Source organism: Sphingomonas sp. SP6 (assembly GCF_058313435.1).
This window is the reverse complement of sequence record NZ_JBZFLG010000004.1, coordinates 24,321-47,713: the sequence shown is the minus strand read 5'-3', so window position 1 is coordinate 47,713 and position 23,393 is coordinate 24,321. Positions and strand designations below refer to the sequence as shown.

The 23,393-nt window shown below is 69.9% G+C and carries 24 protein-coding genes; 9 read left to right on the top strand and 15 right to left on the bottom strand.

Translation table 11 applies throughout. From position 1 onward, the window contains the following. The first annotated feature begins 2 nt into the window (after positions 1–2). From puhA to hemA, 7 genes are read left to right on the top strand one after another with little or no spacing between them, the layout of a single operon-like run. Positions 3–773, top strand: a complete 771-nt coding sequence (gene puhA / locus AC4GYY_RS13625) for a photosynthetic reaction center subunit H (protein WP_491121309.1) — start codon at positions 3–5, stop codon at positions 771–773. After that, complete coding sequence (puhB, locus tag AC4GYY_RS13620; RefSeq protein WP_491121307.1) at positions 770–1,405, top strand: photosynthetic complex putative assembly protein PuhB; 636 nt, start codon at positions 770–772, stop codon at positions 1,403–1,405. Before puhA ends, puhB begins: the two co-directional genes overlap by 4 nt. Further along, on the top strand, positions 1,402–1,881 hold the full coding sequence (puhC, locus tag AC4GYY_RS13615; protein ID WP_491121306.1) for a photosynthetic complex assembly protein PuhC: 480 nt from the start codon (positions 1,402–1,404) through the stop codon (positions 1,879–1,881). Before puhB ends, puhC begins: the two co-directional genes overlap by 4 nt. Next, positions 1,878–2,186: a hypothetical protein gene (locus AC4GYY_RS13610; RefSeq protein WP_491121305.1), complete on the top strand. Its 309-nt coding sequence runs from the start codon at positions 1,878–1,880 to the stop codon at positions 2,184–2,186. The genes puhC and AC4GYY_RS13610 overlap by 4 nt, the downstream gene beginning before the upstream one ends. Further along, positions 2,183–3,253, top strand: coding sequence for a magnesium-protoporphyrin IX monomethyl ester (oxidative) cyclase (gene acsF / locus AC4GYY_RS13605; RefSeq protein ID WP_491121303.1), 1,071 nt, complete (start codon positions 2,183–2,185; stop codon positions 3,251–3,253). Before AC4GYY_RS13610 ends, acsF begins: the two co-directional genes overlap by 4 nt. Beyond that, on the top strand, positions 3,250–4,029 hold the full coding sequence (gene puhE / locus AC4GYY_RS13600; protein ID WP_491121301.1) for a putative photosynthetic complex assembly protein PuhE: 780 nt from the start codon (positions 3,250–3,252) through the stop codon (positions 4,027–4,029). The genes acsF and puhE overlap by 4 nt, the downstream gene beginning before the upstream one ends. An 11-nt stretch (positions 4,030–4,040) precedes the next feature. Beyond that, positions 4,041–5,264 (top strand): 5-aminolevulinate synthase, encoded by a 1,224-nt coding sequence (hemA, locus tag AC4GYY_RS13595; protein WP_491121300.1) that lies wholly within the window; start codon positions 4,041–4,043, stop codon positions 5,262–5,264. Between the two features lie 3 nt (positions 5,265–5,267). Here the strand turns inward: hemA and AC4GYY_RS13590 are convergent, their stop codons facing one another. The 12 genes from AC4GYY_RS13590 to AC4GYY_RS13535 form a co-directional block, all read right to left on the bottom strand. Further along, positions 5,268–6,107 (bottom strand): formate/nitrite transporter family protein, encoded by an 840-nt coding sequence (locus AC4GYY_RS13590; protein ID WP_491121298.1) that lies wholly within the window; start codon positions 6,105–6,107, stop codon positions 5,268–5,270. A 157-nt stretch (positions 6,108–6,264) separates the two neighbouring features. Further along, positions 6,265–7,515 (bottom strand): DUF3422 domain-containing protein, encoded by a 1,251-nt coding sequence (locus tag AC4GYY_RS13585; RefSeq protein WP_491121296.1) that lies wholly within the window; start codon positions 7,513–7,515, stop codon positions 6,265–6,267. 40 nt (positions 7,516–7,555) lie between these two features. After that, on the bottom strand, positions 7,556–8,689 hold the full coding sequence (pufC, locus tag AC4GYY_RS13580) for a photosynthetic reaction center cytochrome PufC (protein WP_491121295.1): 1,134 nt from the start codon (positions 8,687–8,689) through the stop codon (positions 7,556–7,558). Then, positions 8,686–9,657: a photosynthetic reaction center subunit M gene (pufM, locus tag AC4GYY_RS13575; RefSeq protein WP_491121294.1), complete on the bottom strand. Its 972-nt coding sequence runs from the start codon at positions 9,655–9,657 to the stop codon at positions 8,686–8,688. The genes pufC and pufM overlap by 4 nt, the downstream gene beginning before the upstream one ends. A gap of 13 nt (positions 9,658–9,670) precedes the next feature. Further along, positions 9,671–10,495: a photosynthetic reaction center subunit L gene (gene pufL / locus AC4GYY_RS13570; RefSeq protein WP_491121293.1), complete on the bottom strand. Its 825-nt coding sequence runs from the start codon at positions 10,493–10,495 to the stop codon at positions 9,671–9,673. Positions 10,496–10,627: 132 nt separating this feature from the next. Beyond that, on the bottom strand, positions 10,628–10,822 hold the full coding sequence (pufA, locus tag AC4GYY_RS13565; protein ID WP_491121291.1) for a light-harvesting antenna LH1, alpha subunit: 195 nt from the start codon (positions 10,820–10,822) through the stop codon (positions 10,628–10,630). A 41-nt stretch (positions 10,823–10,863) separates the two neighbouring features. Further along, complete coding sequence (gene pufB, locus AC4GYY_RS13560) at positions 10,864–11,028, bottom strand: light-harvesting antenna LH1, beta subunit (protein WP_491121289.1); 165 nt, start codon at positions 11,026–11,028, stop codon at positions 10,864–10,866. 138 nt (positions 11,029–11,166) lie between these two features. After that, positions 11,167–12,612 (bottom strand): chlorophyllide a reductase subunit Z, encoded by a 1,446-nt coding sequence (gene bchZ, locus AC4GYY_RS13555; RefSeq protein ID WP_491121288.1) that lies wholly within the window; start codon positions 12,610–12,612, stop codon positions 11,167–11,169. Further along, positions 12,609–14,129, bottom strand: a complete 1,521-nt coding sequence (bchY, locus tag AC4GYY_RS13550) for a chlorophyllide a reductase subunit Y (protein WP_491121286.1) — start codon at positions 14,127–14,129, stop codon at positions 12,609–12,611. Before bchY ends, bchZ begins: the two co-directional genes overlap by 4 nt. Further along, positions 14,126–15,109 carry a chlorophyllide a reductase iron protein subunit X gene (locus tag AC4GYY_RS13545; RefSeq protein ID WP_491121284.1) on the bottom strand — a complete coding sequence of 328 codons (984 nt, stop codon included), beginning with the start codon at positions 15,107–15,109 and terminating at the stop codon, positions 14,126–14,128. The genes bchY and AC4GYY_RS13545 overlap by 4 nt, the downstream gene beginning before the upstream one ends. Further along, a complete protein-coding gene (gene bchC / locus AC4GYY_RS13540; RefSeq protein ID WP_491121282.1) occupies positions 15,106–16,032 on the bottom strand; it encodes a chlorophyll synthesis pathway protein BchC in 927 nt (308 codons plus the stop codon). The genes AC4GYY_RS13545 and bchC overlap by 4 nt, the downstream gene beginning before the upstream one ends. Before the next feature lie 92 nt (positions 16,033–16,124). Continuing rightward, positions 16,125–17,237, bottom strand: coding sequence for a methyltransferase (locus AC4GYY_RS13535; protein ID WP_491121280.1), 1,113 nt, complete (start codon positions 17,235–17,237; stop codon positions 16,125–16,127). 49 nt (positions 17,238–17,286) lie between these two features. On the opposite strand from AC4GYY_RS13535, the gene crtD reads away from it, so the two are divergent. Together crtD and AC4GYY_RS13525 are read left to right on the top strand one after the other, a co-directional pair. Further along, on the top strand, positions 17,287–18,840 hold the full coding sequence (gene crtD, locus AC4GYY_RS13530) for a 1-hydroxycarotenoid 3,4-desaturase CrtD (RefSeq protein WP_491121278.1): 1,554 nt from the start codon (positions 17,287–17,289) through the stop codon (positions 18,838–18,840). After that, on the top strand, positions 18,741–19,673 hold the full coding sequence (locus AC4GYY_RS13525; protein ID WP_491121276.1) for a hydratase: 933 nt from the start codon (positions 18,741–18,743) through the stop codon (positions 19,671–19,673). The genes crtD and AC4GYY_RS13525 overlap by 100 nt, the downstream gene beginning before the upstream one ends. Before the next feature lie 119 nt (positions 19,674–19,792). Here the strand turns inward: AC4GYY_RS13525 and bchO are convergent, their stop codons facing one another. Genes bchO through AC4GYY_RS13510 form a run of 3 tightly spaced genes read right to left on the bottom strand, consistent with a single transcriptional unit; the run spans position 19,793 to position 23,366 of the window. Beyond that, a complete protein-coding gene (gene bchO, locus AC4GYY_RS13520; RefSeq protein WP_491121275.1) occupies positions 19,793–20,683 on the bottom strand; it encodes an alpha/beta fold hydrolase BchO in 891 nt (296 codons plus the stop codon). Then, positions 20,680–22,404 (bottom strand): magnesium chelatase subunit D, encoded by a 1,725-nt coding sequence (locus AC4GYY_RS13515; RefSeq protein ID WP_491121273.1) that lies wholly within the window; start codon positions 22,402–22,404, stop codon positions 20,680–20,682. The genes bchO and AC4GYY_RS13515 overlap by 4 nt, the downstream gene beginning before the upstream one ends. After that, complete coding sequence (locus AC4GYY_RS13510) at positions 22,401–23,366, bottom strand: magnesium chelatase ATPase subunit I (protein WP_491121272.1); 966 nt, start codon at positions 23,364–23,366, stop codon at positions 22,401–22,403. The genes AC4GYY_RS13515 and AC4GYY_RS13510 overlap by 4 nt, the downstream gene beginning before the upstream one ends. Positions 23,367–23,393: the final 27 nt, after the last annotated feature.

The window sequence follows — 23,393 nt, the reverse complement described above, 5'->3', positions numbered from 1 at the left end:
CCATGCTGCACCCCGATCTCACCCCCCATCTCGATGTCGCCATGCTGGTGTTCTGGGCGTTCGTGCTCTTCTTCGTCGGTCTGGTCTTCTATCTCCGCCGCGAGGACCGTCGCGAAGGCTATCCGCTCGAGGACGAGGCGTCGGGCCGGCTCGATACCTATGGCGGCGTGCTCCACACCGGATCGACCAAATCCTTCCTCCTGCCCTTCGGCCACGGCGTCGTCACCGCGCCGACCAAAGGACGTGAGCCGGTCGACATCGCCGCGCGGCGGACGGACCGGTTCGCCGGCGCGCCCTACGCCCCGACCGGCGACCCGCTGGTCGACGGCATCGGCCCGGCGGCCTGGGCGGATCGCGCCAAGCGCCCCGATGTCGACATGGAGGGCCACCCGCGGATCGTCCCGCTCAGCACCACCGGCGACTTCTGGATCGCCGCGCGCGATTCCGACCTGGTCGGCTGGCCGGTCGTCGGCGCCGACGGCGGGGTCGCGGGAACCGTCGCCGACCTCTGGATCGACCGGGCGGACCGGCTGGTCCGCTATCTCCAGATCGCAGGCGAGGGGGGACCCGCACTGGTCCCGATCATGATGTCCAAGGTCGATCGCCGCCACCGGCGGATCGTGTGCGACGCGCTGAACGCCGCGCGCTTCGCCGGCGTGCCGCGGCTCGAGGCCGCGGATCGGATCACGCTGTACGAGGAGGAGCGCGTCCAAGCCTATTTCGGCGGAGGCTACCTCTACGCCAACGCCAGCCGCCAGGAGCCCTTCCTGTGATCGAATATGCGAACGAGCCGGTCGCCGGACTGCCCGGAGTGCCGCCCCCGGGCGAGCGCATCCTCTGGCAGGGCTCGCCCGACTGGCGGGCATTGGCGCGGAGCGCGTTCCACACCCGGCTGATCGCCGGCTACTTCACCGTGCTGACCTTAGTCGCCGCCGGGTTCGCGGTGCGCAGCGGCGCCGCGAGCGGGCTGGTCATCACCGCGGCGCTCGGCGTCTGCGCGGTGGCGCTCCTCCATGCGCTCGCCTGGGGTTCGGCGCGCACGACGATCTACACGCTGACCAACCGGCGGATCGTGCTGCGGATCGGCATGGCGGTGCCGAAATGCGTCAACCTGCCGCTCGCCCTGTTGGCCTCGGTCGATCTCGCCGCGCGCGCGGACGGCACCGGCGATCTGCCGCTGACGCTCGCGGCGGCGCCGAAGCTCGGTTATCTGGCGCTGTGGCCGCATGCGCGTCCGTTGCGGATCGCGCGGCCGCAGCCGATGCTGCGCGCGGTCCCCGATGCGGCGAACGTCGCCGCGCTGATCGCCCGCGCGTGTCTCGGCGTCTGTCCCGACGGGCGGGTCGCCGCGCGCGACCGCCCGGCGCCGGCCGCACCGGCGTTCGCGACGGCGCGGGCCGCATGACCGTCGCCCCCGCCCCCGCCACGATGCTGCCGCGCGGCACGCTGCTGCTTGCCGGCGCGCTGGTGACGTTCGCCTTAGCGTCCACCATGATCGTCCGCATCGCGGGTGTCCCGGTCGCGGCCTCGCCCGAGGCGATGCGCGCCGAGGCGCACGTCGCGCCGGTCGCCTCGCGCTCGCTGCGCTTCGTCGATCGCGCGGACGGGGCGGTGGTGATCGAGGACGTGGCGACCGGCGGGGTGGCATCGGTGATCCGGCCGGGCCAGCAGACCGGCTTCGTCCGCGGCGTGATGCGCGGGCTTGCGCGCGAGCGGCGGATGCATCGGATCGGCGACGGTCCGCCGTTCACTTTGACCCTGTGGCGCGACGGCGAGTTGTCGCTGACCGATTCCGCCACCGGGCGCTCGATCGAGATGACCGCGTTCGGATCCGCCAATCGCGCGTCCTTCGCGGCGTTGCTGCCGAGGACGGGACGATGATCGCGCGCCAGAAGCTGCTGGGCCGCACCGCCTTCGACGTGCCGTGCACCGTCGACGTCGAGCACAGCGACGAATTCATGCGCGCCGATGTCGTCCTGGCCGGCGACTATCAGGTCGGCCCCGGCGACCGCGTCCGCGTCCACGGCGCGCCGATCGTCGTCGCCTTCGGCGAGCGCCGCATCGAGGAGCGGATCGCCACCGTCGAGCGCGCCAGCGCCGCCGAGCGGTTGTGGACCAAGTTCGCCGGCCATTTCGAGATGCGCGAGCTCTACGAAGTCAGTTTCAGCGATCGGATCACCGTATGAACGCCCACAGCTCGGTCAAGCCCGCCACCAGCGCCGACGCGATGGCGATCGCGCGCGAGGACACCGTGCTCTCGCCGCGCTTCTACACCACCGACTTCGCCGCGATGGACCGGATCGACGTGTCCGGGGTCCGCCGCGAGTGGGACGCGCTGATCAAGGAGATGGCCGACGATCCCAACCGCCTCCACTTCAAGCGGACCGAGGCGTTCGACGGGGTGATCGAGAGCCTGCCCGACGGGCTGCGGCAGGAGTTCACGGACTTCCTCGTCAGCTCGCTGACGGCAGAGTTCTCGGGCTGCATCCTCTATTCCGAGATCGCGAAGCGGGTGACGAACCCCGACATCAAGCAGCTCTTCAAGCTGATGGCGCGCGACGAGAGCCGCCATGCCGGCTTCATCAACGATACGCTCAAGGACGCCGGGATCGGCGTCGATCTCGGCTTCCTGACCCGCACCAAGAAATACACGTACTTTCGCCCGAAGTTCATCTTCTACGCCACCTATCTGAGCGAGAAGATCGGCTACGCCCGCTACATCACCATCTTCCGCCATCTGGCGCGGCATCCCGAGCTGCGGTTTCACCCGATCTTCAACTGGTTCGAATTGTGGTGCAACGACGAGTTCCGCCACGGCGACGCCTTCGCGATCCTGATGCGGACCGATCCGAAACTGTTGAGCGGGATCAACAAGCTCTGGATCCGCTTCTTCCTCGTCGCGGTCTACGCGACGATGTACGTGCGCGACCACAACCGGCCTGCCTTCCACAAGGCGTTGGGGATCGACCCGACCGAATTCGACCGGCGCGTGTTCACGATCTGCTCGCAGATCACGCGCCAGGTGTTCCCCGTCGTGCTCGACACCGACTCGCCCGCCTTCGCACGCGGGTTGGAGCGGATGCGGACGATCGCGGTCAAGATCGACGCAGCGAAGACGCAGGGCGGCGTCGGCGGCGCGGTCAAGCGCGCCGGGCTGCTCGCCGCGGCGGCGGTCGGCTTCGCGCGGCTGTATCTTACCCCGGTCAAGCGCAACGAGGCGCCCGCCGATGTCCGGCTGGTCCCGGCCTGGTGACGCTGCCGCCGCTCCTTTTCGCATTGCTGATGTGGTTCATCGGAACGGCCGCGGTCGTCTGGCTCGACAGCCGGCCGCGCGCGACATTCCGGACGAGCCTGACGATCGCAGGACTGGTGGCGATCGGGGCCGCGGTCCTCGTCTGGATGCACGCGGACAGCACGACACCGGGGGGCGCCTATGTCGGCTTCGCGGCGGCGATCGTGATCTGGGGCTGGCACGAGATGAGCTTTCTGATGGGCGAGGTCGCGGGGCCGAACCGCGCGCCGCTGCCGCCGGGGACGGTCGGCTGGGCCCGGTTCAAGGCAGCGACCGCCACCGTGATCCATCACGAGCTGGCGATCGCCGCCACTGCCATCGCGCTGTTCGCGATCACCTGGGGCGAGCGCAATCAGGCCGCGCCGCTGACCTTCGCGCTGCTCTTCGCGCTGCGGCTGTCGGCCAAGTTCAACCTGTTCCTGGGCGTGCCCAACCTCAGCGACGAGGTGTTCCCGGAGCACCTCGCCTATCTGAAAAGCTATTTTCGCACACGCGCGATGAACGCGCTGTTTCCGTTCTCGATCATCGGCGGCGGCGCGCTGGCCGTCTGGGCCTGGACGGTGGCGGAGGCCGCCCCCGCGGGCAGCGGCTCGGCCGCATCCGGAACGCTGATCGCGGGGCTCGCGATCCTGGGCGTCGTCGAGCATTTGTTCCTTGTGCTTCCCTTGCGGGACGGCAAGATGTTCCGCTGGGCGGTGAACACCAACAAGGCGGCCAAAGTCGCCACGATCGAATGAGTGGAGGGGTTATGGACTACGAAGCGGTGTTCACCGAGCAGCTCGCCGGCCTGCACGACGCGGGCAACTACCGCGTCTTCGCCGAGCTCGAGCGCCAGTGCGGCAACTTCCCGCGCGCCAGGCGCTGGACCGACAGTTTCGAAGTCGTCGACGTCACCGTCTGGTGCTCGAACGACTATCTGGGCATGGGCCAGCACCCGAAGGTGCTCGCGGCGATGCACGAGACGCTCGACCGCTGCGGCGCGGGCGCGGGCGGCACGCGCAACATCTCGGGCACCAACCATCAGCACGTCCTGCTCGAGCGCGAACTCGCCGACCTCCACGGCAAGGACGCCGCGCTGATCTTCACGAGCGGCTACGTCTCGAACTGGGCGGCGCTGTCGACGCTCGCGTCGCGGCTGCCCGACTGCGTCGTCTTCTCCGATGCGCTCAACCACGCCTCGATGATCGAAGGCATCCGGCACAGCCGCGCGGAGTGCAAGCGCTTCCGCCACAACGACGTCGCGCACCTCGACGAGCTACTGAGCCAGGTCGCGCCGGGCCGCGCCAAGCTCGTCGCGTTCGAGAGCGTCTATTCGATGGACGGCGACATCGCGCCCATCGCCGAGATCCTCGACGTCTGCGAGAAGCACGGCGCTTTGAGCTACATCGACGAGGTCCACGCCGTCGGCCTCTACGGCCCGCGCGGCGGCGGCGTCGCCGAGGAACTCGGCCTCATGGACCGGATCGACGTGATCGAGGGGACGCTGGGCAAGGCGTTCGGCGTCATGGGCGGCTACATCACCGCGTCGAAGGCGCTGTGCGATTTCGTCCGCAGCTTCGCCAGCGGGTTCATTTTCTCGACGGCATTACCGCCCGCGCTGGCGGCCGGGGCGATCGCCTCGATCCGGCACCTCAAGGAGAGTCAGATCGAGCGGGTGCGCCACCAGAACCGGGTCAAGATCGTCCGCCAGCGGCTCGATGCGCTGGGCATCCCGCACCTGCCCAACCCCAGCCACATCATTCCGGTGATGGTAGGGAACGCGCACCACGCCAAGATGATCAGCGACTGGCTGATGGACAACCACGGCATCTACGTCCAGCCGATCAACTACCCGACCGTGCCGATGGGGACCGAGCGGCTGCGGATCACGCCGTCGCCGGTCCACACCGACGGCGATATCGACCGGCTGGTCAAGGCGCTGAGCGAATGCTGGTCGATGTGCGAGCTGGCGCGGAAGCCGCTCGCCGCCTGACGATCATAGCTCCGAGCGCACCTGCGCGTGGGCGAGCGCGGCGAACAGGCCGGTGCCGCCGATGATGTTGCCCGCCAGCGCCGGCAGGATGAACCCGAAGATCGCGGCCGACACGCCGATTTCACCCGTCGTCACCAGCAGCCACGCCTCGGCCGAGCCGGCGATGACATGGCTGAAGCCGGCGATCGCGATGACATAGGTGAGCAGCGTCACGACCCAGATCTGCTGCCCGGGCGCATTGGGCAGCACCCAGGCGATCGTCGCCAGCACGAACCCGGCGGGAACGCCTCGCCAGAGCACCTCGATCGGCGTCCCCTCGGTCCCATGGTGCGCGATCCCCACCATCGCGGCCAATTGCTCCGCAGACACCAGCCCGCCCAAAGGGATCAGCAGCGCGACCGTGAGCGTGCCGGCGAGATTGGCGGCGAACACCAACGCCCAGAGCCGCATCGTCCGCCCGAGGCTGGACCAGCTCGGCGCGGCGGCGAGCGGCAGCACCGCGACAATGGTGCTTTCGGTGAAGAGCTGCATTCGGCCCAGGATCACCACCACGAAGCCGACGCTGTAGCCCAGCGAGATGATCGCGGGCGACCAGGACGACGGCGGCAGCTTGAGCGTGAGCGCGGCCTGCGCGATCACCGACAGCCAGATGACGACCCCCGCCGCTGCGCCCGACCACAGCAGCGACGCGGTCGGGCGTTCGAGCTCGTCCACGCCCTCCTGGCGGATGATCTCGTGAACGACGCGCGCGCTCGGCGCCTTGCGCTGCTCGACCGCCTCGCGCTCGCGCGGCTCGAGATCGGCGGCGCGATCCTGTTCGGTGTCGCCGGCTTCGGCCATCATGATTCTCCGAAAGGGACGGCGACGCGACGCGGCGCGGTGGCGGTCGACCCGCGCGCGTCCGCATGAGCAGGTCCAGCCGCACGCGCCGACCCGGCGGGACGGAGATGTCGAGCCACCACGGACAGAACCGCAGGACGTGGCGGGGGGTTCCGCCGGCTCAGTCGTGCAGGCGCCGCCGCAGCCGCATCAGCGAAATCGTCACCGCCGTGAGCACCAGCGGCACCGCGACCGCCATCGCCAGCTCGTGCCGGAGCCCCGGCACGACACCGACCGCATAGCCGATCAGCGCGACGAGGTAATAACTGATCGCCACCACCGACAGGCCTTCCACCGTCTGCTGCAAGCGCAGCTGCAAGTGGGTGCGGCGATCCATCGACGTCAGGAGATCGCGGTTCTGCTTCGCCAGCGCGATGTCCACGCGGGTGCGGAGCAGTTCGCTGGTCCATGCGGCGCGCTGCGACAGATCCTCCAGCCGCGCGGCGAAGCTGTCGCAGGTCCGGACCGCGGGCGTCAGTCTCCGCTCGGTGAAGTCGGCCAGCGTCTGGTGCCCCCGGACCGGGCCGATGCACAAGGATTCGAGCCGATCGAGGCTAAGCTGGGCGTAGGCGCGGGTCGCGCTCATCCGGTACCGGGTTTCGGCGAGGAGACGGGCGAGTTCCGCGGAGAGGAAGGTCAGCTCGTCGAGCAGCCGGTCGTCTTCGGATCGGCGCTCGGACACCGCGCCGGTCAGCTCCGCGAGGCGAGTCTCCAGCCCGGTCACGGTCGGGGTGAGGCGTTGCGCGAGCGGCAGACCGAGCAGCGCCATGTTGCGATAATTGCCGAGCTCCTGGAGGCGCTGGACCAGCTGCGCCGGCTCGTCCCCCGTCAGATCGCGGTCGAGCACCAGCAGCCGGCCATAGCCGTCGTCGTGGAGCCGGAAGTCGGAGACGATCCTCGCGGCGCCGTCGGCGACGTCGCAGATCACCGTCGCATGCGGCGCGAACCAGGCGTCGCGCTCAGCCGCGGTCGGATCCGCGGCGCCGCGCGGAACCAACGCGATCTGCGTGGCGCGCACGATCTCGCCGGGCATCGCGGCGAGGATGGCGGCGAGGTGGGGTTCGAAACGAGCCGGATCGAACGGCGCGTCGAACGGCCCGTCGCGGAGCAACGTATAGCTCGCGAACTCGGTATGCCGCTCCCAGACGAGCGCGACGTCGCCGAGCGTCATCGCGCCGTACTTCGCCGCGATCGGCACGGTCACCACCGCCGTCCGCGCCAGCGCCTCGATATGGCGCCGCCCCTCGCCCGCGGTGTTTTCGCCCATCACCGTCACGATCTGCATCAGCCGGCACGGTGCCGCGAAGCGCGGCAGGCGCCGGACATGCATCTCCTCCGACAGCGAGGCGCGCAGGGCATGGCTGCCGATCACGGCATCCCGCTCGCCCGCGCCGCGCCGCCGGACGCGCGGGTCATTTGCGCGTCGTGGTCGGGGCCGGCTCGTTCTTCACGGTCATGGATGCGGGATCGTTGAAGGCCGCGGGCACCGTCGTCGCCGCCGCCGCACCGCCCTCGGGGACGGCCGCCGGGACCAGCGGTCCGCGCAGCGCCGGCGCCTGGTCGAGCATGCTGACCCCGCCGAGTGGCTTCGACACGCCCTGGTGGCAGGTCATGCAATTGACCTTGTAAGGGTCGCCGTGCGGACCCTTGCGATAGGCCGGGAATACCGACGCGAGCGTCGAGATGTAGTTCTGGTCGATGTCGCGGACCATGCGGATGCCGTAATAGGCCGTGCCGCGCTGCGCCCGGCTGAGGTTCCAGGCACGGAACGACTGGCTGTTGTGGCAATAGGTGCAGTTGACGCCCAGCGCGGTGCTGACGTGCATCATCAGGCCGTACGTCTTCTCCGCGTCCTTGATCGAGGCGTGATGGCTCGCGGCGTCCGGCAGCGCGGTGCTGGCGGCCACCCGGATGTTGGCCTGCCCGCCGAAATAGGCCGCGAACGGATCGGACGGCAGCGATGCGTAGCCGACGTTGGGGTCGGGCGCGTTCTGCCCGTGGCGATTGCCGCGGATCGAGCGCGGGTTGAGCGTTCCCTCCGCCAGCGCCCATTTATACTCGGGCACCGCATTGCCGCGGTGGCAGGTATAGCAGGTGACGCCGGTCCCCTTGACGTGGCTCGCCCACTTGGAATTGATCGTCCGCGTCATCTGCAACATCCGGCGCGCGACCACCTTGGTGTATTTCTCGTCCGAGGCCATGTTCTCCGGATTGTGGCAATAGTTGCAGCCCTGCTCCGGCGGCGCGACCCACTGGTTCATCTCCGCCATTAGGTGGTTGAACCGTTCGGTGCTGACGGCGCCCAGGACCCGCACGTTCTGATAGGTCTGGGCCGCGGTCGGACCGCCATCGGGCGGGAGCGGATAGGGCGCGGGCGGGATTACGGCGGCCTTGGCGATATGGTCGTTGTCGACGATCTGTTCGAGTCCGGTTCCGCGGTAACCGGTCTGGACCGAGGTCTTCGGACCGGGCTCGCACCCGGCGAGCAGCAGCGCGCTCCCCGCGACGGCCCCGGCCAACGCGATCGTGGTTGAACGTCCCCTCATTTCGGCGCTCCCGGCAGGGTGGCAGGATCGATCACCCCGGTGGTGGGATAATCGGGCGCGTAGCCGTGGAGCACCGCCCACAGATACCAATTGTCGACGACCGTGCCTGTCAGCAGAATGCCGATCGCGCCGGTCAGCGGGCACAGGACCGCGAACCACCACGCCCAGCGGTGGATAGATTCCGCCGTGGCGTTGAAGCCCATCGTCCAGCGCCAGAACAGCATTCCGCGCTCGAACGCGGTGCCGCGATCGGTGATCTGCTCGATCTCGCGCTCGCTGCCGTAGCGGCCGGTGGCGAGGACCGTCGCGCCGTGCATCGCGAACAGCATCGTCGATCCGTACAGAAACACGATCGAAAGGCAGTGGAAGGGGTTGTAGAAGAGGTTGCCGTAGCGGATCGAGAAGGCCGCGGTCCAATCCAGGTGGGGGAAGATGCCGAACGGCACCGCCTCGGCCCAGCTGCCCATCAGCATCGGCCGGATGAAGCCGAGCGTCAGGATCAGCGAGATGCCCGCGCCGAACGCCCAGGCGACGTGGGTTCCCATGCCCAGCGCGCGTGCGCGGCGGAAAGTGCGCAGCCACCACAGGATCAGCGCCGACGACATGAAGAAGCCCGCGAACTGCCACCAGCCGCCCTCGGCCAGCGGCACGAACAGCGTGAAGCCCCATTCGGGCCCCGGCGGCTCGAGCGCGAGCCAGGGCAATTGGCGGACGAACTGGATCGGATTCCAGTTGACGCTCGCCATCATGTTGAGGCCGATGATCTCGAAGGCGAGGAAGGCGCAGATCAGCGAGGCGAGGCCGAGCTTGCCGAGGTAGATCGGCCCAATCTGCGCCGCGCCGAGCTTGCCCGCCCAATAGTTGTAGAAGGCCGAGTTGCCGCGGACGAAGCTGCCAGTGCGGATCGAGGGTCCGGTCTCCAGCGGTCCCCTGAGCTGCACCTGGGTGAAGATGTTCTGATAGCGCATGGCGGTTCCCCCCTCAGGACCAGATCGGCAGGTTGAGCCACCAGGTCCACCATTCGGGCCAGCCGCGGGTCCACAGCGGGCCTGAGATGATGATGCACACCGCGCTCCAGAAGCCTGCCGACAGCGCCAGGATCAGCCCGAGCCGGTGGATGCCGAGCGTCCCGACCGAATAGCCGATGGTGTCGCGGAAGAAGGCGTCCTCATATTCGGGCGATTTCACCGGCTCGCCCGGCGCGGGATTGACCGACGACAGCACCAGCGCGCCGTGGAACGCGAGCGCGCCGCCGGTCACGAAGAAGAAGCTGACGGCGATCATGTGCGCCGGATTGTAGTGGAAGTGGAGATATTGGTAGCCGGTGTTCGACACCCAATCGAGATGACTGAAGATGCCGTAGGGAAAGCCGAACCCCCAGGCGCCCAGCATCATCGGGCGGATTACCACCAGGCTGACATAAGCGAAGATCGCGAAGCTGTAGGCGAAGGGGACATGATAGCCCATGCCCAGCTTCCGCGAGATCTCCACCTGCCGCAGCGCCCAGGAGCTGAAAGCGATGATCGCGCAGACCGTAATGATCTGCCACAGCCCGCCCTCGCGCAACGGCGCGAGCGCCAGGCCGTACGTGATGTCAGGCGGCGCGATGCTGATGAGCCAGGGATTCCAGGTCTTCCCCAAAGACGCGGCGTAGAAGATCAGCGCGGTGCCCAGCGCGGCGGTGATCGCCGCCGTGACGCCGAAGAACCCGACGTAGAACGGGCCGACCCAGAAGTCGAAGAGATCGCCGCCGATCAGCGTGCCACCCCGGACCCGATATTTCCGCTCGAAGCTCAGCAGCGCCATGCCCATACCTTTCGATCACCGCTCCCAAAGGAGCGTCGGATCGCCTTCCATGATGAACTCGCCCGTTCCCGGGTGGAGGCGCTTGCGCCGAACGGCGCAGGCCCATCCACCCGGGCCCCCGTGCCGAAACCCTCAGGTCCCGGTCGGAGCGGGGCCGCCCGCCGCGGGCGCAGCCGCAGTCGTGGTCGCGTGACGCGGACCGTCGAGCCAGTTGAACTTGTCGGTGCTCAGCAGGATGAAGTGGATCAACAGTGCCAGCACGAACAAGAAGATGAACAAGGCGACCAGCGTTCTCCGCGGGTCGAAGATCATCCACAATCTCCACATCGGTCAGTTCCTTTTCAAAAGAGGATGGGCGCCGGCTCCGCTCAGAGCCACGGCCTCCAATTCCACACCAGGAAGTGGGCGACGACCGCCACTGCCGTGAAGATGAGGAAGCTCATGATGAAGATCTTGTGGAACTCCTTCGCCTCCTCGGGGCTCAGGTAGGTCCCGGGCCCCATCCTTTCGTCCGTATGTCTCAGATCGCTCATTTCACGTCTCCTTTGTTCCCGACGAGGACAGGAGCGTGGGAACGCGCTCCCCGACGGCATCCGCGCGAGCCTGCAGCCCGTGTGGATCGGTGGGTCCGCCAGTGCCGGCAAGGGCCTGGGGAGAAGGGCTGACCGCGGTCATCCGCCGCGGCTTTCGGAAAGGGCGAGCGCAAGCCGCTCGGGGGTGACGGACGCCTCGCCGGCATGTCGCGCGGCGCGTTCGGCGGCATCGCGGATGCGCTTCGCCATCGAGATGCGGACGAGGACCGGCGCGCGTTCGACCGCGGCGTCGAACTCGCTCTTCGCCGCCTCGTCCCACGCCAGTTCGCGCTCCATCCGGGCCGGGGTCGCCTGGACCTGGTCGAGCTGGCCGGCGAGCGGTAGAATGTGAAAAAGCGCGTCGAACAGCGCGTTACAGACCTCCTGGATCAGGTAGGTCGCGCCGGAATAGCCCATGAACGGCGTGCCGGTATGGCGGCGGATCACTGCGCCGGGAAAGCTCGCCGGGATGTAGCAGCCGCGGCCGCCGGCTTCGGCCATATACATCCGCTCGTTGAAGCTGCCGAACAGCACCAGCGGCGGGGTGTTGCGGATCATGTCCTTGACCGCCTGGTTGTCGGATTTCGCCCCGGCGCAGCGCGACACCGCGAAGGTGCAGGGCAGCCCCATGTCGTCCTCTAGGAACTTGCGGATGCCGCGCGCATAGGTGTCGGTCGCGACGACGCCGAAGCTGGCGGTGCCGAAGAAGTCCTGCGTGACCGAACGCCACAGGTCCCAGAGCGGCTTGATCGTGGTGTGCTTCTCGCGCTCGATGAAGGGTTCGGGATCGAGGCCCGTCAGCTCGCCCAGCTTGCGCAGGAAGAGCGTGGTCGATTCGAGCCCGATCGGCGCCTGGAGGTAGGGCCGCTCGAGCGCCTCGCACAGCCCGCGGCCGAACTCGCGGTAGAGGCACACGTTGACCGAGGCGGCGGCGAGCTTCTTGACGTCCGCCAGATGGCTGCCGAGCGGGAAGGCCATGTTGACCTCGGCACCGATCCCCTCGATCAGCCGGCGGATCTCGGCGAGGTCCGACGGCATGTTGAAGGTGCCGTACATCGGCCCGATGATGTTGACCCTGGGCTTCTCGCCCTCGCGCAGCGGCTTGACGGCGGGCACTTTCTTCGGCCCGAACTGCGTCCACAGCCAGGTGAGTGCGCGGTCCGCGGCCTGCCACTGATCCTCGTCGATCGTGCGCGGTAGGAAGCGCTGGATGTTCGTGCCCTCGGGCGTCACCCCGCCGCCGATCATCTCGGCGATCGAGCCGGTGACGACGACCGCGGGCAGATCGGGATCGAGCGTCGCCCAGGCGCGTTTCATCGCGCCCTCGGTCCCGTCCCGGCCGAGCTCCTGCTCGCCCAGCCCGGTGACGACGATCGGCAGCTCGTGCGGGGGCAGCGCGTCGGTGTAGTGGAGCACCGAGGTGACCGGCAGGTTCTCGCAACCGACGGGCCCGTCGATGATGACCTGCAGGCCCTTGATCGCGGTGAAGGCGTAGACGGCGCCCCAATAGCCGCCGGCCCGATCATGATCGAGGATCAGGGTCATGTGCCGATATGCTCCTCGGCCTTGGCGGCGGCGATGCGCTTCGCCGCGAACTTCGCCTTGAACTCGGGACGGTCGACGGGCGTCGTTTCCCACTGTCCGGCGGTCGCGCCGACGCCCACGCCCTCGAAGAACTCGCGCATCCGGTCGAACCGCGCCTGGTTGCCGAGCGCGGCGTTGACTACCGTCGCGAGGCTCCCCGCCCCCGCCGGCCCCATCAGCGGCCGTGCCGAAATGAGGTTGGTGAAATAGAGCGCCGGGATCGCCTTCTGCTTGGCGTGTTGGACGACCGGTGTGGTGCCGATCGCGAGGTCCGGGCCAAACTCCTCGACCGCGGCGATATCCTGCTCCAGGCTGGCGCGGTACTGGACGCGAACTCCGTGCGCCTCGAGCCAGTCGCGGTCGGGATCGGACCACACCGTGCGCGGACAGGCGGTGCCGACATAGAGAACCTCCGCTCCGCTTTCGATCAACAGCCGCGCGACGAGCAGCTCGGAACCCTCGTAGCCCGATACGGTGATCCGGCCCTTGATCGGTCGCGCGGCGAGCGCGCCGCGGATGGCGGGGATGAAGCGGTTCTTCGAGGCGTCGATCCGGTCCTGCGCAATGCCGCAGGCCGCGCCGATCGCGTCGAGCCAGGCGGCGGTGCCATCCACGCCGACCGGGGCAGACCCGACGACAGTGCGCCCCGCAGCCTCGAACTCGCGGACGCTGGCGGTGTAGAAGGGGTGGATCGCGGCGACGACCGCGCAGTCGAGCGCGGCATAGAGCTCGCGCCACTCGCGGGTCGGCACCACCGGTCCGGCGGCGAGCCCGAGCGGCTCGAGCATCAGCCCGATACCGGGGGGATCGGCTGGGAACATCTCGCCCAGCAGCGTCACGGTCGGACGGTCGGGACGGGTCGCGGGTGCTGCCACCGGCCCGGCCACGACTTCCTTGCGGGCGTAGGCGAGCATCGCGCCGGCGAGCACGTCCTTCGCCTCGGCATGCGTCGGCACGCCGAAGCCCGGCACGTCGATGCCGATGACGCGGACGCCGTTGATCTGGTCGGGCAGCAACTGAAGCGGCACGCCCGAGGCGGTCGGCACGCACAGGTTGGTGACGACGATCGTGTCGTAGAGCGCCGGGTCGGCGAGATCGTGGACCGCGTCGCGAATGTCCTCGAACAGCTTGCCGGTGACGAGCGTCTCGGACGAGAACGGCACGTAGCCGACGCTGCGCTTGGCCCCGTAGAAATGCGAGGTGAAGGTCAGCCCGTAGACGCAGCACGCCGAGCCTGACAGCACGGTCGCGGTGCGGCGCATCCTCAGACCCACCCGCAGCGACCCGAACGCGGGGCACATCGACTGCGGCTGATCGTGCGGGCCTTGCGGGTAATCAGCCGCATATCTGGCGAGCAAGTCCGACTTGCCCGCCTCGATCGCGGCGGCGCGCAGCGTGTCCTTCGAGCCGCAGCCGCCTTCGGTCGCCGCCAGATCGAGGCGGTCGCGTGCGCGGGGGGAGGCGAGCTGGACGCTCACGCCGCGTCGTACACGACTTCGAGGGACGGCTTGCTCACGTACTCCGCGCCGCGCATGTCGGCCTGGGTCGCTGGCCGCAGCGTGAAATCCGCGCCGGTCACGTCGGCGCTGAACAGGTTCAGCAGCCCGTCCTGGTCGAGCGGCGTCGGCCGCAGCGGCGGGGCCTCGGCGACGTTGACCGCGAGCTGTTCGAACAGCGACGCCCATTGCCCGCCGGGCTTGCCGATGATCTGGTAGTTCGCGCTCTTCTTGCGGATGTCCTCGTTCGCCGGGATCGCGGTCAGCACCGGAATGCCGACGGCTTGCGCGAAGGCGTTCGCCTCGCCGGTGCCGTCGTCCTTGTTGAGGATCATCCCCGCGACGCCGACGTTGCCGCCCATCTTGCGGAAATATTCGACCGCCTTGCAGACGTTGTTGGCGACGTAGAGCGATTGCAGGTCGTTCGAGGCGACGACGATCACCTTCTGGCACATATCGCGCGCGATCGGCAGCCCGAAGCCGCCGCAGACGACGTCGCCCAGGAAGTCGAGCAGGACGTAGTCGAAGCCCCATTCGTGGAAGCCGAGCTTCTCGAGCGTCTCGAACCCGTGGATGATCCCGCGTCCGCCGCAGCCGCGGCCAACCTCGGGGCCACCCAGCTCCATCGCGAACACGCCGTCGCGCTGGAAGCAGACGTCCTCTATCCCGATCTCCTCGCCGGCCAGCTTCTTCTTACTGCTGGTCTCGATGATCGTCGGGGTCGATTTGCCGCCGAACAGCAGGCTGGTCGTGTCGCTCTTGGGATCGCAGCCGATCAGCAGCACGCGCTTGCCCTGCTGCGCCATCATGTAGCTGAGATTGGCGAGCGCGAAGGACTTGCCCGAGCCCCCCTTGCCGTAGATCGCGATGATCTGCGTCTCCTTGGTCACCGGGCTGGTGGGGACGGGATCGGGCTCGTAGGAGGCTTCCTCGCGCAGTTCGCCAGGGTCGAACATGCTCATATCGCTCTCCAGTCGAGGACCATCTTGAGGCACTCGGGATCGGTGAAGGCCTGCGGATAGGCGTCCGCGGCGTCGGCGGCGGGTCGCGCGTGCGAGATCAACCCGCCGAGATCGAGCACGCCACGGTCGATCAGCGCGATCACCGCGGTAACGTCGGCAGGGGTGAACTCGGCGGCGATGCGAACGCGAGCCTCGCGCATGAAGGCGGGCGGGAAGGCGAACGAGAGCCGGTCGTAGAAGCCGGCGAGCACGACTTCGCCGCCCTTGGCGAGTCGGGCGATGGCGACGTCGAGCACGTCGCCTGCGCCGCTCGCGTCGCAGATCGCGCGGTATTCGCGGCGCGCGTCGTCGTCGGGTGCGATCACCGGATAGCCGACACCTTCGCGGCGTGCGGGATTGGTCTCCCAGACGGCGGGCACCGCAGCTCCGGTCGCGACCGTGATGCGAGTGATCAGCCGCCCGAGGATGCCGTGGCCGATCACGAGATCGGGCGCGCCGGCGGCAACGATCGCGTGATGCGCGGTCGCCGCCAGCGCGAGCAGGATGCCGTCGCGGCCCAGCGTCTCGGCGATCGCGATGGCGCGCGCCTGCGGCAGGACGACGGTGCGCGCAGTGCCGCCGAACAGTCCGCGGGCGTCGCGGTAACAATTGGCGCCGGGGACGAACACCCACTCGCCGATCCGTGATCGCACCTCGCCCCCCGCATCGACCACGCGGCCGATCGATTCGTAGCCGGGCACGAGAGGATATCCCATGCCGGGAAAGCTCGGCATCCGCCCGGTCCACAGCAGCTTCTCGGTGCCGGACGACACCCCGCTCCAGTCGATCTCGACCAGGACGTCGCCGGCGGTCAGCGGATTGAGCGCGAGGGTGCGGAGCGCGAGCCGTTCCGGCGCCTCCAGTACGACCGCGACCGCGTCCATACTCCCCTCCTCACCCGATGCGGGGTCTCCATTGGCCCATTCGCGTATGTAACTTGATCCTGACATTCTATGCTGTCAACTGGTTTGGACACTTATCGCTTGGCCGCGGTGATGACACTCGCCGTGAGGGGCATGGCCGTTGCGCGATGGCGGACCTGCGCAAAGCCCGCGCCGCGCAGCATGGCCGCGATCTCGCTTTGGTTCCGCGGTCGCCCCGACCCCATCGCCAGCAGATACATTCCGAAATAAGCGTCACCCATCGCCTGGGCGCCGCGCGTCCGCGCCATCGGCTCGGCGATGAACACCGTTCCGCCGGGCGGCAGCGCGGTGTGGATGGCGCGCAGCAACGTCTGCGCGGGCGCATCGTCGTGATCATGGAGGACGCGGACCAGCGACACGATGTCGTAGCCCGGCGGCAGCGCGTCGCGCAGGAAATCGCCGCCGTGGAGCGTCACCCTGTGCGGCGGCCTGCCCGAGTCGAAGCGCGTGCGTGCCCGCGCGACGACCGCGGGCAGATCGAACAATCCGAGATCCAGTGCGGGGACGCGCGTGGCGACCGCGCTCAGGAACACGCCCTCGCCGCCGCCGACGTCGAGCAGCCGGCGGTGGCGGTGGAACGGATAGGCGTCCAGCGCCTGCGCGGCGACCATCGGCTGCGACGCCGCCATCAGCGCCGAATAGTCGGCCACCGCCGCCGCGTCGCCCGCGCCCGCATCTTCGGCATAGTGCCACAAGCCGGACAGCGCGCCCCCGCCCCCGCCGCGACGGAGCAGTGCAACCGGATCGGCGAGGTCGGCGTAAAGCAGGCGGTGGTGCGCGACCATCTCGGCGATCCCCGGATTGCCGCGCAGCGCCGCGCCATCGGCGCCCAGCACCCAGGTTTCTCCGAGCGGCTCCGCCAGACGCAGCCCCGCGGCGGCACGAAGGAGCCGGGTCGCGCCCTCGACGGGCAGCTCCACTCGCGCAGCGACCGCCTCGGCGGTGTGCGGCCCTTCGGCGAGAAGTTCGAGCAGCCCGGTCTCGAGACACGCCGCCAGAATCTGCGAATAGGTAAAACCCGCGACCAGATCGAACAGCGCGCCGGCGCGGCGTCTCGCTGTCGGCCGGGTCAGTGGACATCGGACCGCGAATCGCTGGAACCTTGGCGAGGCGAGCACGCGGTTGCGCCACCCGATCCAACGCTCACGAAGTTTGGACGAAATCATCTGTCCACTTTTGTGGACAACTGGTACGCTTCCGTCAAATGGAGGCGTGATGCCGCAGGAGCGGGTGGTCGTGATCGGGGCAGGCGTCGGCGGGCTGGTCGCCGCAGCGCTGCTCGCCGCGCGCGGCTGCGACGTGACGCTGGTCGAGGCCGCCGCCACGCCCGGCGGCAAGCTCCGCGCCGTTCCGGTCGACGGCGAGCCGATCGACGGCGGACCCACCGTCTTCACGATGCGCGGCATCTTCGATGAACTCTTCACCGGATGCGGCGAGTCGCTGGAGGATCATGTCGTCCTCACCCCCGCGAGGACGCTCGCGCGCCATGCCTGGGGCGACGCGCGGCTGGACCTCTGCGCCGACCCGGCGGAAAGCGAGGCCGCCATCGGCGAGTTCGCCGGCGCGGCGGCGGCGCGCGGGTATCGTGACTTCCGCCACGAGGCGAAGCGGCTGTTCGACGCGCTCGACCGCCCCTTTCTGCGCGCGACCAAGCCCGATCCGATCACGCTGGGCTGGCGGATGGGCGCAAGAGGCCTGCCGGACTATCTCAACCTGCGCGCCTACACGTCGATGTGGCGCGCGCTCGGCCGCTACTTCACCGATCCGAGGCTGCGGCAGCTGTTCGCTCGTTACGCGACCTACTGCGGGTCTTCCCCCTTCGCCTGCCCGGCGACGCTGCTGCTGATCGCGCATGTCGAGGCGAGCGGGGTATGGCTGGTGGAGGGCGGCATGCACCGGCTGGCGCTCGCGCTGGAAGCGCTCGGGCGGCGGCAGGGGGTGCGGTTCCGCTACGGCTCGGCGGTATGCGAGATCGCGGTCGAGCACGGCCGCGCCGCCGGGGTAGTGCTCGACACCGGCGAACGCCTCGCGGCCGACGCCGTCGTCTGCAACGCCGATCCCGCCGCGCTCGCCGCCGGCGCGTTCGGCCCGGCGGCGCGGCGCGGTGTGAGCGCGGTGCCCCCGCGTCGTCGGTCACTCAGCGCCATGGTGTGGACGGCGCGCGCGCAAGCCTCGGGCTTCCCGCTTTCCCGCCACACCGTGTTCTTTTCGGGCGACTATCCCGCTGAGTTCGCCGCGCTCGCCGCCGGCCGGCTCGCGGACGCGCCCAGCGTCTACGTCTGCGCGCAGGACCGCGCCGACGGGACGCCCCCGCCCGCGACGCGCGAGCGCGTCCAGATCATCGTCAATGCGTCGGCGAACGGCGATGGCGCGCCCCCTTCCCCAGCGGAGATCGACCGATGCACGCAGGCCATGCTGAACAGCGTTTCGCGGGCGGGACTTTCGCTCGATCTGGGGCCGTCGGCGGTGCTGACGACGCCGCACGATTTCGCGGCGATGTTTCCGTCGACGGGTGGAGCCCTTTATGGACCGGCCTCGCACGGGTGGGCGGCATCCTTCCGCCGCCAAGGCAGCCGGACAGCGATCCCTGGGCTCTATTGCGCGGGCGGGAGCACGCACCCCGGCGCGGGCGTCCCGATGGCGGCGCTTTCCGGCCGACTAGCCGTAGAATGCCTGCTCAGGGACCGCGCTTCGACGTCGCGGTCGAGAAGAACGGCTACGCCTGGTGGTATATCGACGCGACCAGCGCGGACGGTCGCTACGGGCTGACGATCATCGCCTTCGTCGGCAGCGTCTTCTCGCCTTATTACAAGCTCAGCGGCCGGGCGCGGCCGGACAATCACTGCGCGATCAACGTCTCCCTGAGCGGCCCGCGCGCAAGCGCCTGGGCGATGACCGAGCGCGGCGCGGCGCGCGTCGATCGCGGGGCGGATCATTTCGCGGTCGGCCCAAGCAGCGTGCGCTGGGACGGCGACACGCTGGTGATCGAGGTCGACGAGATCTCGGCCCCCCTGCCCTACCGGGTTCGCGGGACGGTGCGCGTCAGCCCGGAGATGATCGGCACCACCGCCTTCGCGCTCGACCCCGCCGGGCGCCATCGCTGGCACCCGGTCGCGCCGCGCGCCCGCGTTGCGGTGGAGATGTCGCATCCCGGCGTGCGCTGGTCGGGCGACGGCTATTTCGACTCGAACTTCGGGGACGAGCCGCTCGAGGAGGGATTCAATGACTGGCATTGGTCGCGCGCGCACCTGAAGAGCGACGTTGCGGTCCTCTACGAAGGGACGCGCCGCGACGGGACGCCGTTCGACCTCGCGCTCAAGTTCGACCGGCAGGGCCGCTGGCACGACGTCGTCCAGCCCGCGCCCGCGCGGCTGCCGCGCACCGGCTGGCTGGTGAACCGCGCAACCCGCGCCGATTCGGGCTGCGACCCCGCGGTTCTCAGGACCTGGATCGACGCGCCCTTCTACGCGCGCTCGGCGCTGTCGACGCGGCTGTTCGGCGAGGAGTGCACCGCGGTCCACGAGAGCTTGGCCCTCGGGCGGTTCCGCTCACCGATCGTCCAGACGATGCTCCCCTATCGGATGCCGAGAGCCTTCTGGTAACTCCTTCTTGGCTTTGTCCTTCGCGATCTCGCGATTGACCGAGATCAGCTGCCAGATGCCGAAGGCGAGCGCGGGGACGCCCGCGATCGCGAGGTCCATGAGACTGAAATAGCTCGCGCTCATCCGGCGCCCTCCACGAAGCCGCGGATCAGTTCGGCGATCCGCTCCGGCTGCTCCTCGTGCGCGAGGTGGCCGAGCGCGGGCAACGCGACCAGCCGCCCGTCCCCGACCAGCGTTGCGGCCTCGCGCGCGGTCGCGATCGGGATCGCCGCGTCATCCTCGCCGTGGATCAGCAGCAGCGGGACCGACAGGCGCGGCAGATCGCGCTTCAGCGCCGCCAGATCCCAATCCGCCATCATCGTCAGCGCGCCCGCGACATGCGCGGGAGATCGCAGCAGAGTCTGGTAGTGCCGCACCCCCTCGGCGTCGATCGCCGAGCCCGTGCTGCGGCGGAGGAACCGTCCGGTCTCGCCCGAAACCGCCGCCATCCGCGCGAACAGGTGCGGCGCGAACGGGTTGACGAACAGCGCGCGGGCGAGCGCGGGGAATAGTCGTGCGGCGAGACCGCGGAATGGCAGCAGCGCGGCGTTGAGTCCGACGATCGCACGCGGCTCGACATGACCGTCGATCGCCATCCGGATCGCGATCGCAGCCCCAGCCGAATGCCCGACCAGCGCCGTCGGGGCGATGCCGAGCGCACGCACGAGATCGCCGACCGCCCGCGCCATCGCCGGCATCGCCAGTCCGCCGGCGGGCCGACCAGTCGTGAAGCCGTGGCCGGGCAGGTCGGGCGCGACGATGGTGAAACGCTCGGCGAGCAGCGGCATCAGCGCGCGCCAGCTGTGCGTCGCCGCGCCGGTGCCGTGGATCAGCAGCAGCACCGGCGCCGCACCCGGCTCCGGCCCCATCACCTGGACGTGCCAGCGCAGCCGTCCGGTGTCGACGAAGCGGCTGGCGGTCCGATTGGGCCAGTCGCGGCCCTCGACCGACCAGCGGAGCGCGCCGCTCACCGCGACTGCGCCGCGCGGACTGCGGCGTGCATCCGCGCCGCATCGGCGCGCGGGAGAGGCAGGTAGCGCGCGCCCATCGCAGCGGCGAGCGCGGCCCCCTCGGGGCGGGGACGCGCGGAGATGTCGACGAAGGCGGCGGCGATCCCTGCGGCGCCGATCGCCTTCGCCGCCGCGTCCGCATCCGCGGCGGCGGCGGTCCGGGCGGCGGAGCCGTCCGCGGCGACGTTGGCGCGCCCGTCGGTCAGGAGCACGAGAAACGGCGTCTGGCCCTTCGCCTTCGCCGCCTCCGCCAAGGCGCGCGCGGCGTGGAGCCCCGCCGCGAGCGGCGTGCCGCCGCCGCCGGGCAGCTCGGCGAGCGCGCGCCGGGCGCGAGTCAGCGAGCGGGTCGGCGGCAGCAGGAGTTCGGCCGTCGACCCGCGAAAGGCGATCAGCGCCACCTGGGCGCGCTTCACATAGGCCTCGGCGAGCAGCAATTCGACCGCACCCTTCGCCTCGGCCAGTCGCGCGAGCGCGGACGAGCCGGAGGCGTCGACCGCGAAGATCGTGAGCGCCTCCGCTCGGGTCTCGAACCGGCGGACGCGAAGGTCGTCGCGCCGAACCACGATCCGGTCGCAGGGCTCACGACCACGGAGCCGCTGCCAGGGCGCGGCGGCGCGCAGCGTGTCGATCAGGCTCAGCCGCAGCCCCCCGCGCGGCACGCCCGGGCGCGTCCCCATCGGACGGCCGCGGGCGGTCGACTTGCGGCGCTCCCCTGCGCCGCTGGCGCGTGTCGCCTGCCCGCTGCGCCCGGCGGCGATCCGGGCCAGCATGTCGGGCGGAAGCGACGCGAGCGCGGCGGCGAGCACGACATCCTCCAGCTTGCCCGGATCGCCGCGCTCCTCGTCGGCGCCGTCGCGCTGGGACGGTGGCGGCGGCGGGTCGGCCGGAGCCTCATCGGGCGCCGCCGGTAGGCGGGTCGCGCGAGGACCGAGCACCAGCCGGGCGGCGAGCGTCACATCCTCCTCGGCGGTCTCCGCACGTCCCGCCAGCCGCGCCGCCGCCCGCGCCGCGCGCAGCGCGAAGAGCGGCGCGCGGATCGAGTCGACGCCAAGCGCCGCGGCGGTGGCGGCAAGGGTGGTGCGAACGGCGCCGTCGGGGATCGCCTCTCCGCCTGACGCCCGAGCCCAGTCTCCACCGGCTCGCGGCTGGGCGCCGGCGTTCGCCGGGGAAGCGGCAGTGAGGTCCACCCAGAACGCCAGCCGTTCGGCCAGAGCCGCCGGCGCACGCTCGTCGGGTTCGGCGCCGTCGTCGAGTGCGACGACGATCACCCGTGCATCGGCGCGCAGCGTCGCGCCGTCGCGCTCCACCACGGCCTTCCCGGTGTCGAGCACCGCCGCCAGTCGTCCCGCCAGCCCGTCCGACAGCCGCTCGGCCATCGGCACGATCACCGCCCCGCCGTCCGCCTCGGCGAGCAGGCCAGCTCGAGACACCGTGCGACCCAGCGCCAGCGTCGCGGTCAGATCGATGCCGCCGAGCAGTCGATCGTCGTCGATATGCACCGGCATCCGTCGCATCGGCGCATCCGGCGGCAGCGCGCCGCGCAGTTCTTCGAACACGGCGTCTCGCCCCGAACCGCCGCCACGCAGGACCATACCGCCAAGCGCCGGATCGAGCGCGCACAGCCGCGCCGCGATCAGCGCATCGCCCCACCGATCGGGCGGCGCGGCGCCATCTTTGGTCACGCCGCCAGCTCCTCCAGCGCACGCCCAATCCGCGCGGTCGATCCGGTCTCATCGAGGACGCTCCGACGCAGCCGGTGACGCAGCGCCATCGGCGCCACTGACGCGACGTGAGCGGGTGTCGTCGCCGCCGCGCCCTCAAGCGCCGCAAGCGCGCGCGAGGCGCGCATCAGCGTCAGCTCGCCGCGCAGCCCATCCGCCCCCACCGCCATGCACAGCCGCGAGGCGAAGGTCAGCACCGCATCGGGCATCGCCACCCCGGCCAGCGCCGCGCGACCGCGCGCGATCTTGCGCAACGCTTTCTGCTCCTGCGCGCGCCACGTCTCGGCGAACGCCTCGGGTTCGCGCTCGAAGGCGTCGCAGCGCTTGAGGATCTCGACCCGCGCCGACAGGTCCTGCGGCGTACGGACCTCGACCGACAGCCCGAAGCGGTCGAGCAGCTGCGGACGCAGCTCGCCCTCCTCGGGGTTGCCGCTGCCGATCAGCACGAACCGCGCCGGGTGGCGGACGCTCAGCCCCTCGCGCTCGACGACATTCTCTCCCGAAGCGGCGACATCGAGCAGCAGGTCGACGATATGATCCTCCAGCAGATTGACCTCGTCGATGTAGAGGAAGCCGCCGTTGGCGCGCGCGAGCAGCCCCGGCTCGAACGCCTTCACCCCCGCGCCCAGCGCACGTTCGAGGTCGAGCGCGCCGACGACGCGATCTTCGGTCGCGCCCAGCGGCAGGTCGACGAACGGGACCGGGACCTTACCCTTGCGAACGGTCCCGTCCTGATAGCCGGCGTCGGCGGCGGGGATCGGCGGCAGCAGCGCGGCGAGCGCGCGCACCGCGGTCGACTTGCCGGTGCCACGATCGCCGAACACCATCACGCCGCCGATCCGCGGATCGACCGCGGCGATCAGCAGCGCACGCTTCATCTCGTCCTGGCCGACGATCGCGGAGAAGGGGAACGACACGCGCACTCCATGCGTGTAACACGCGCTGGACAC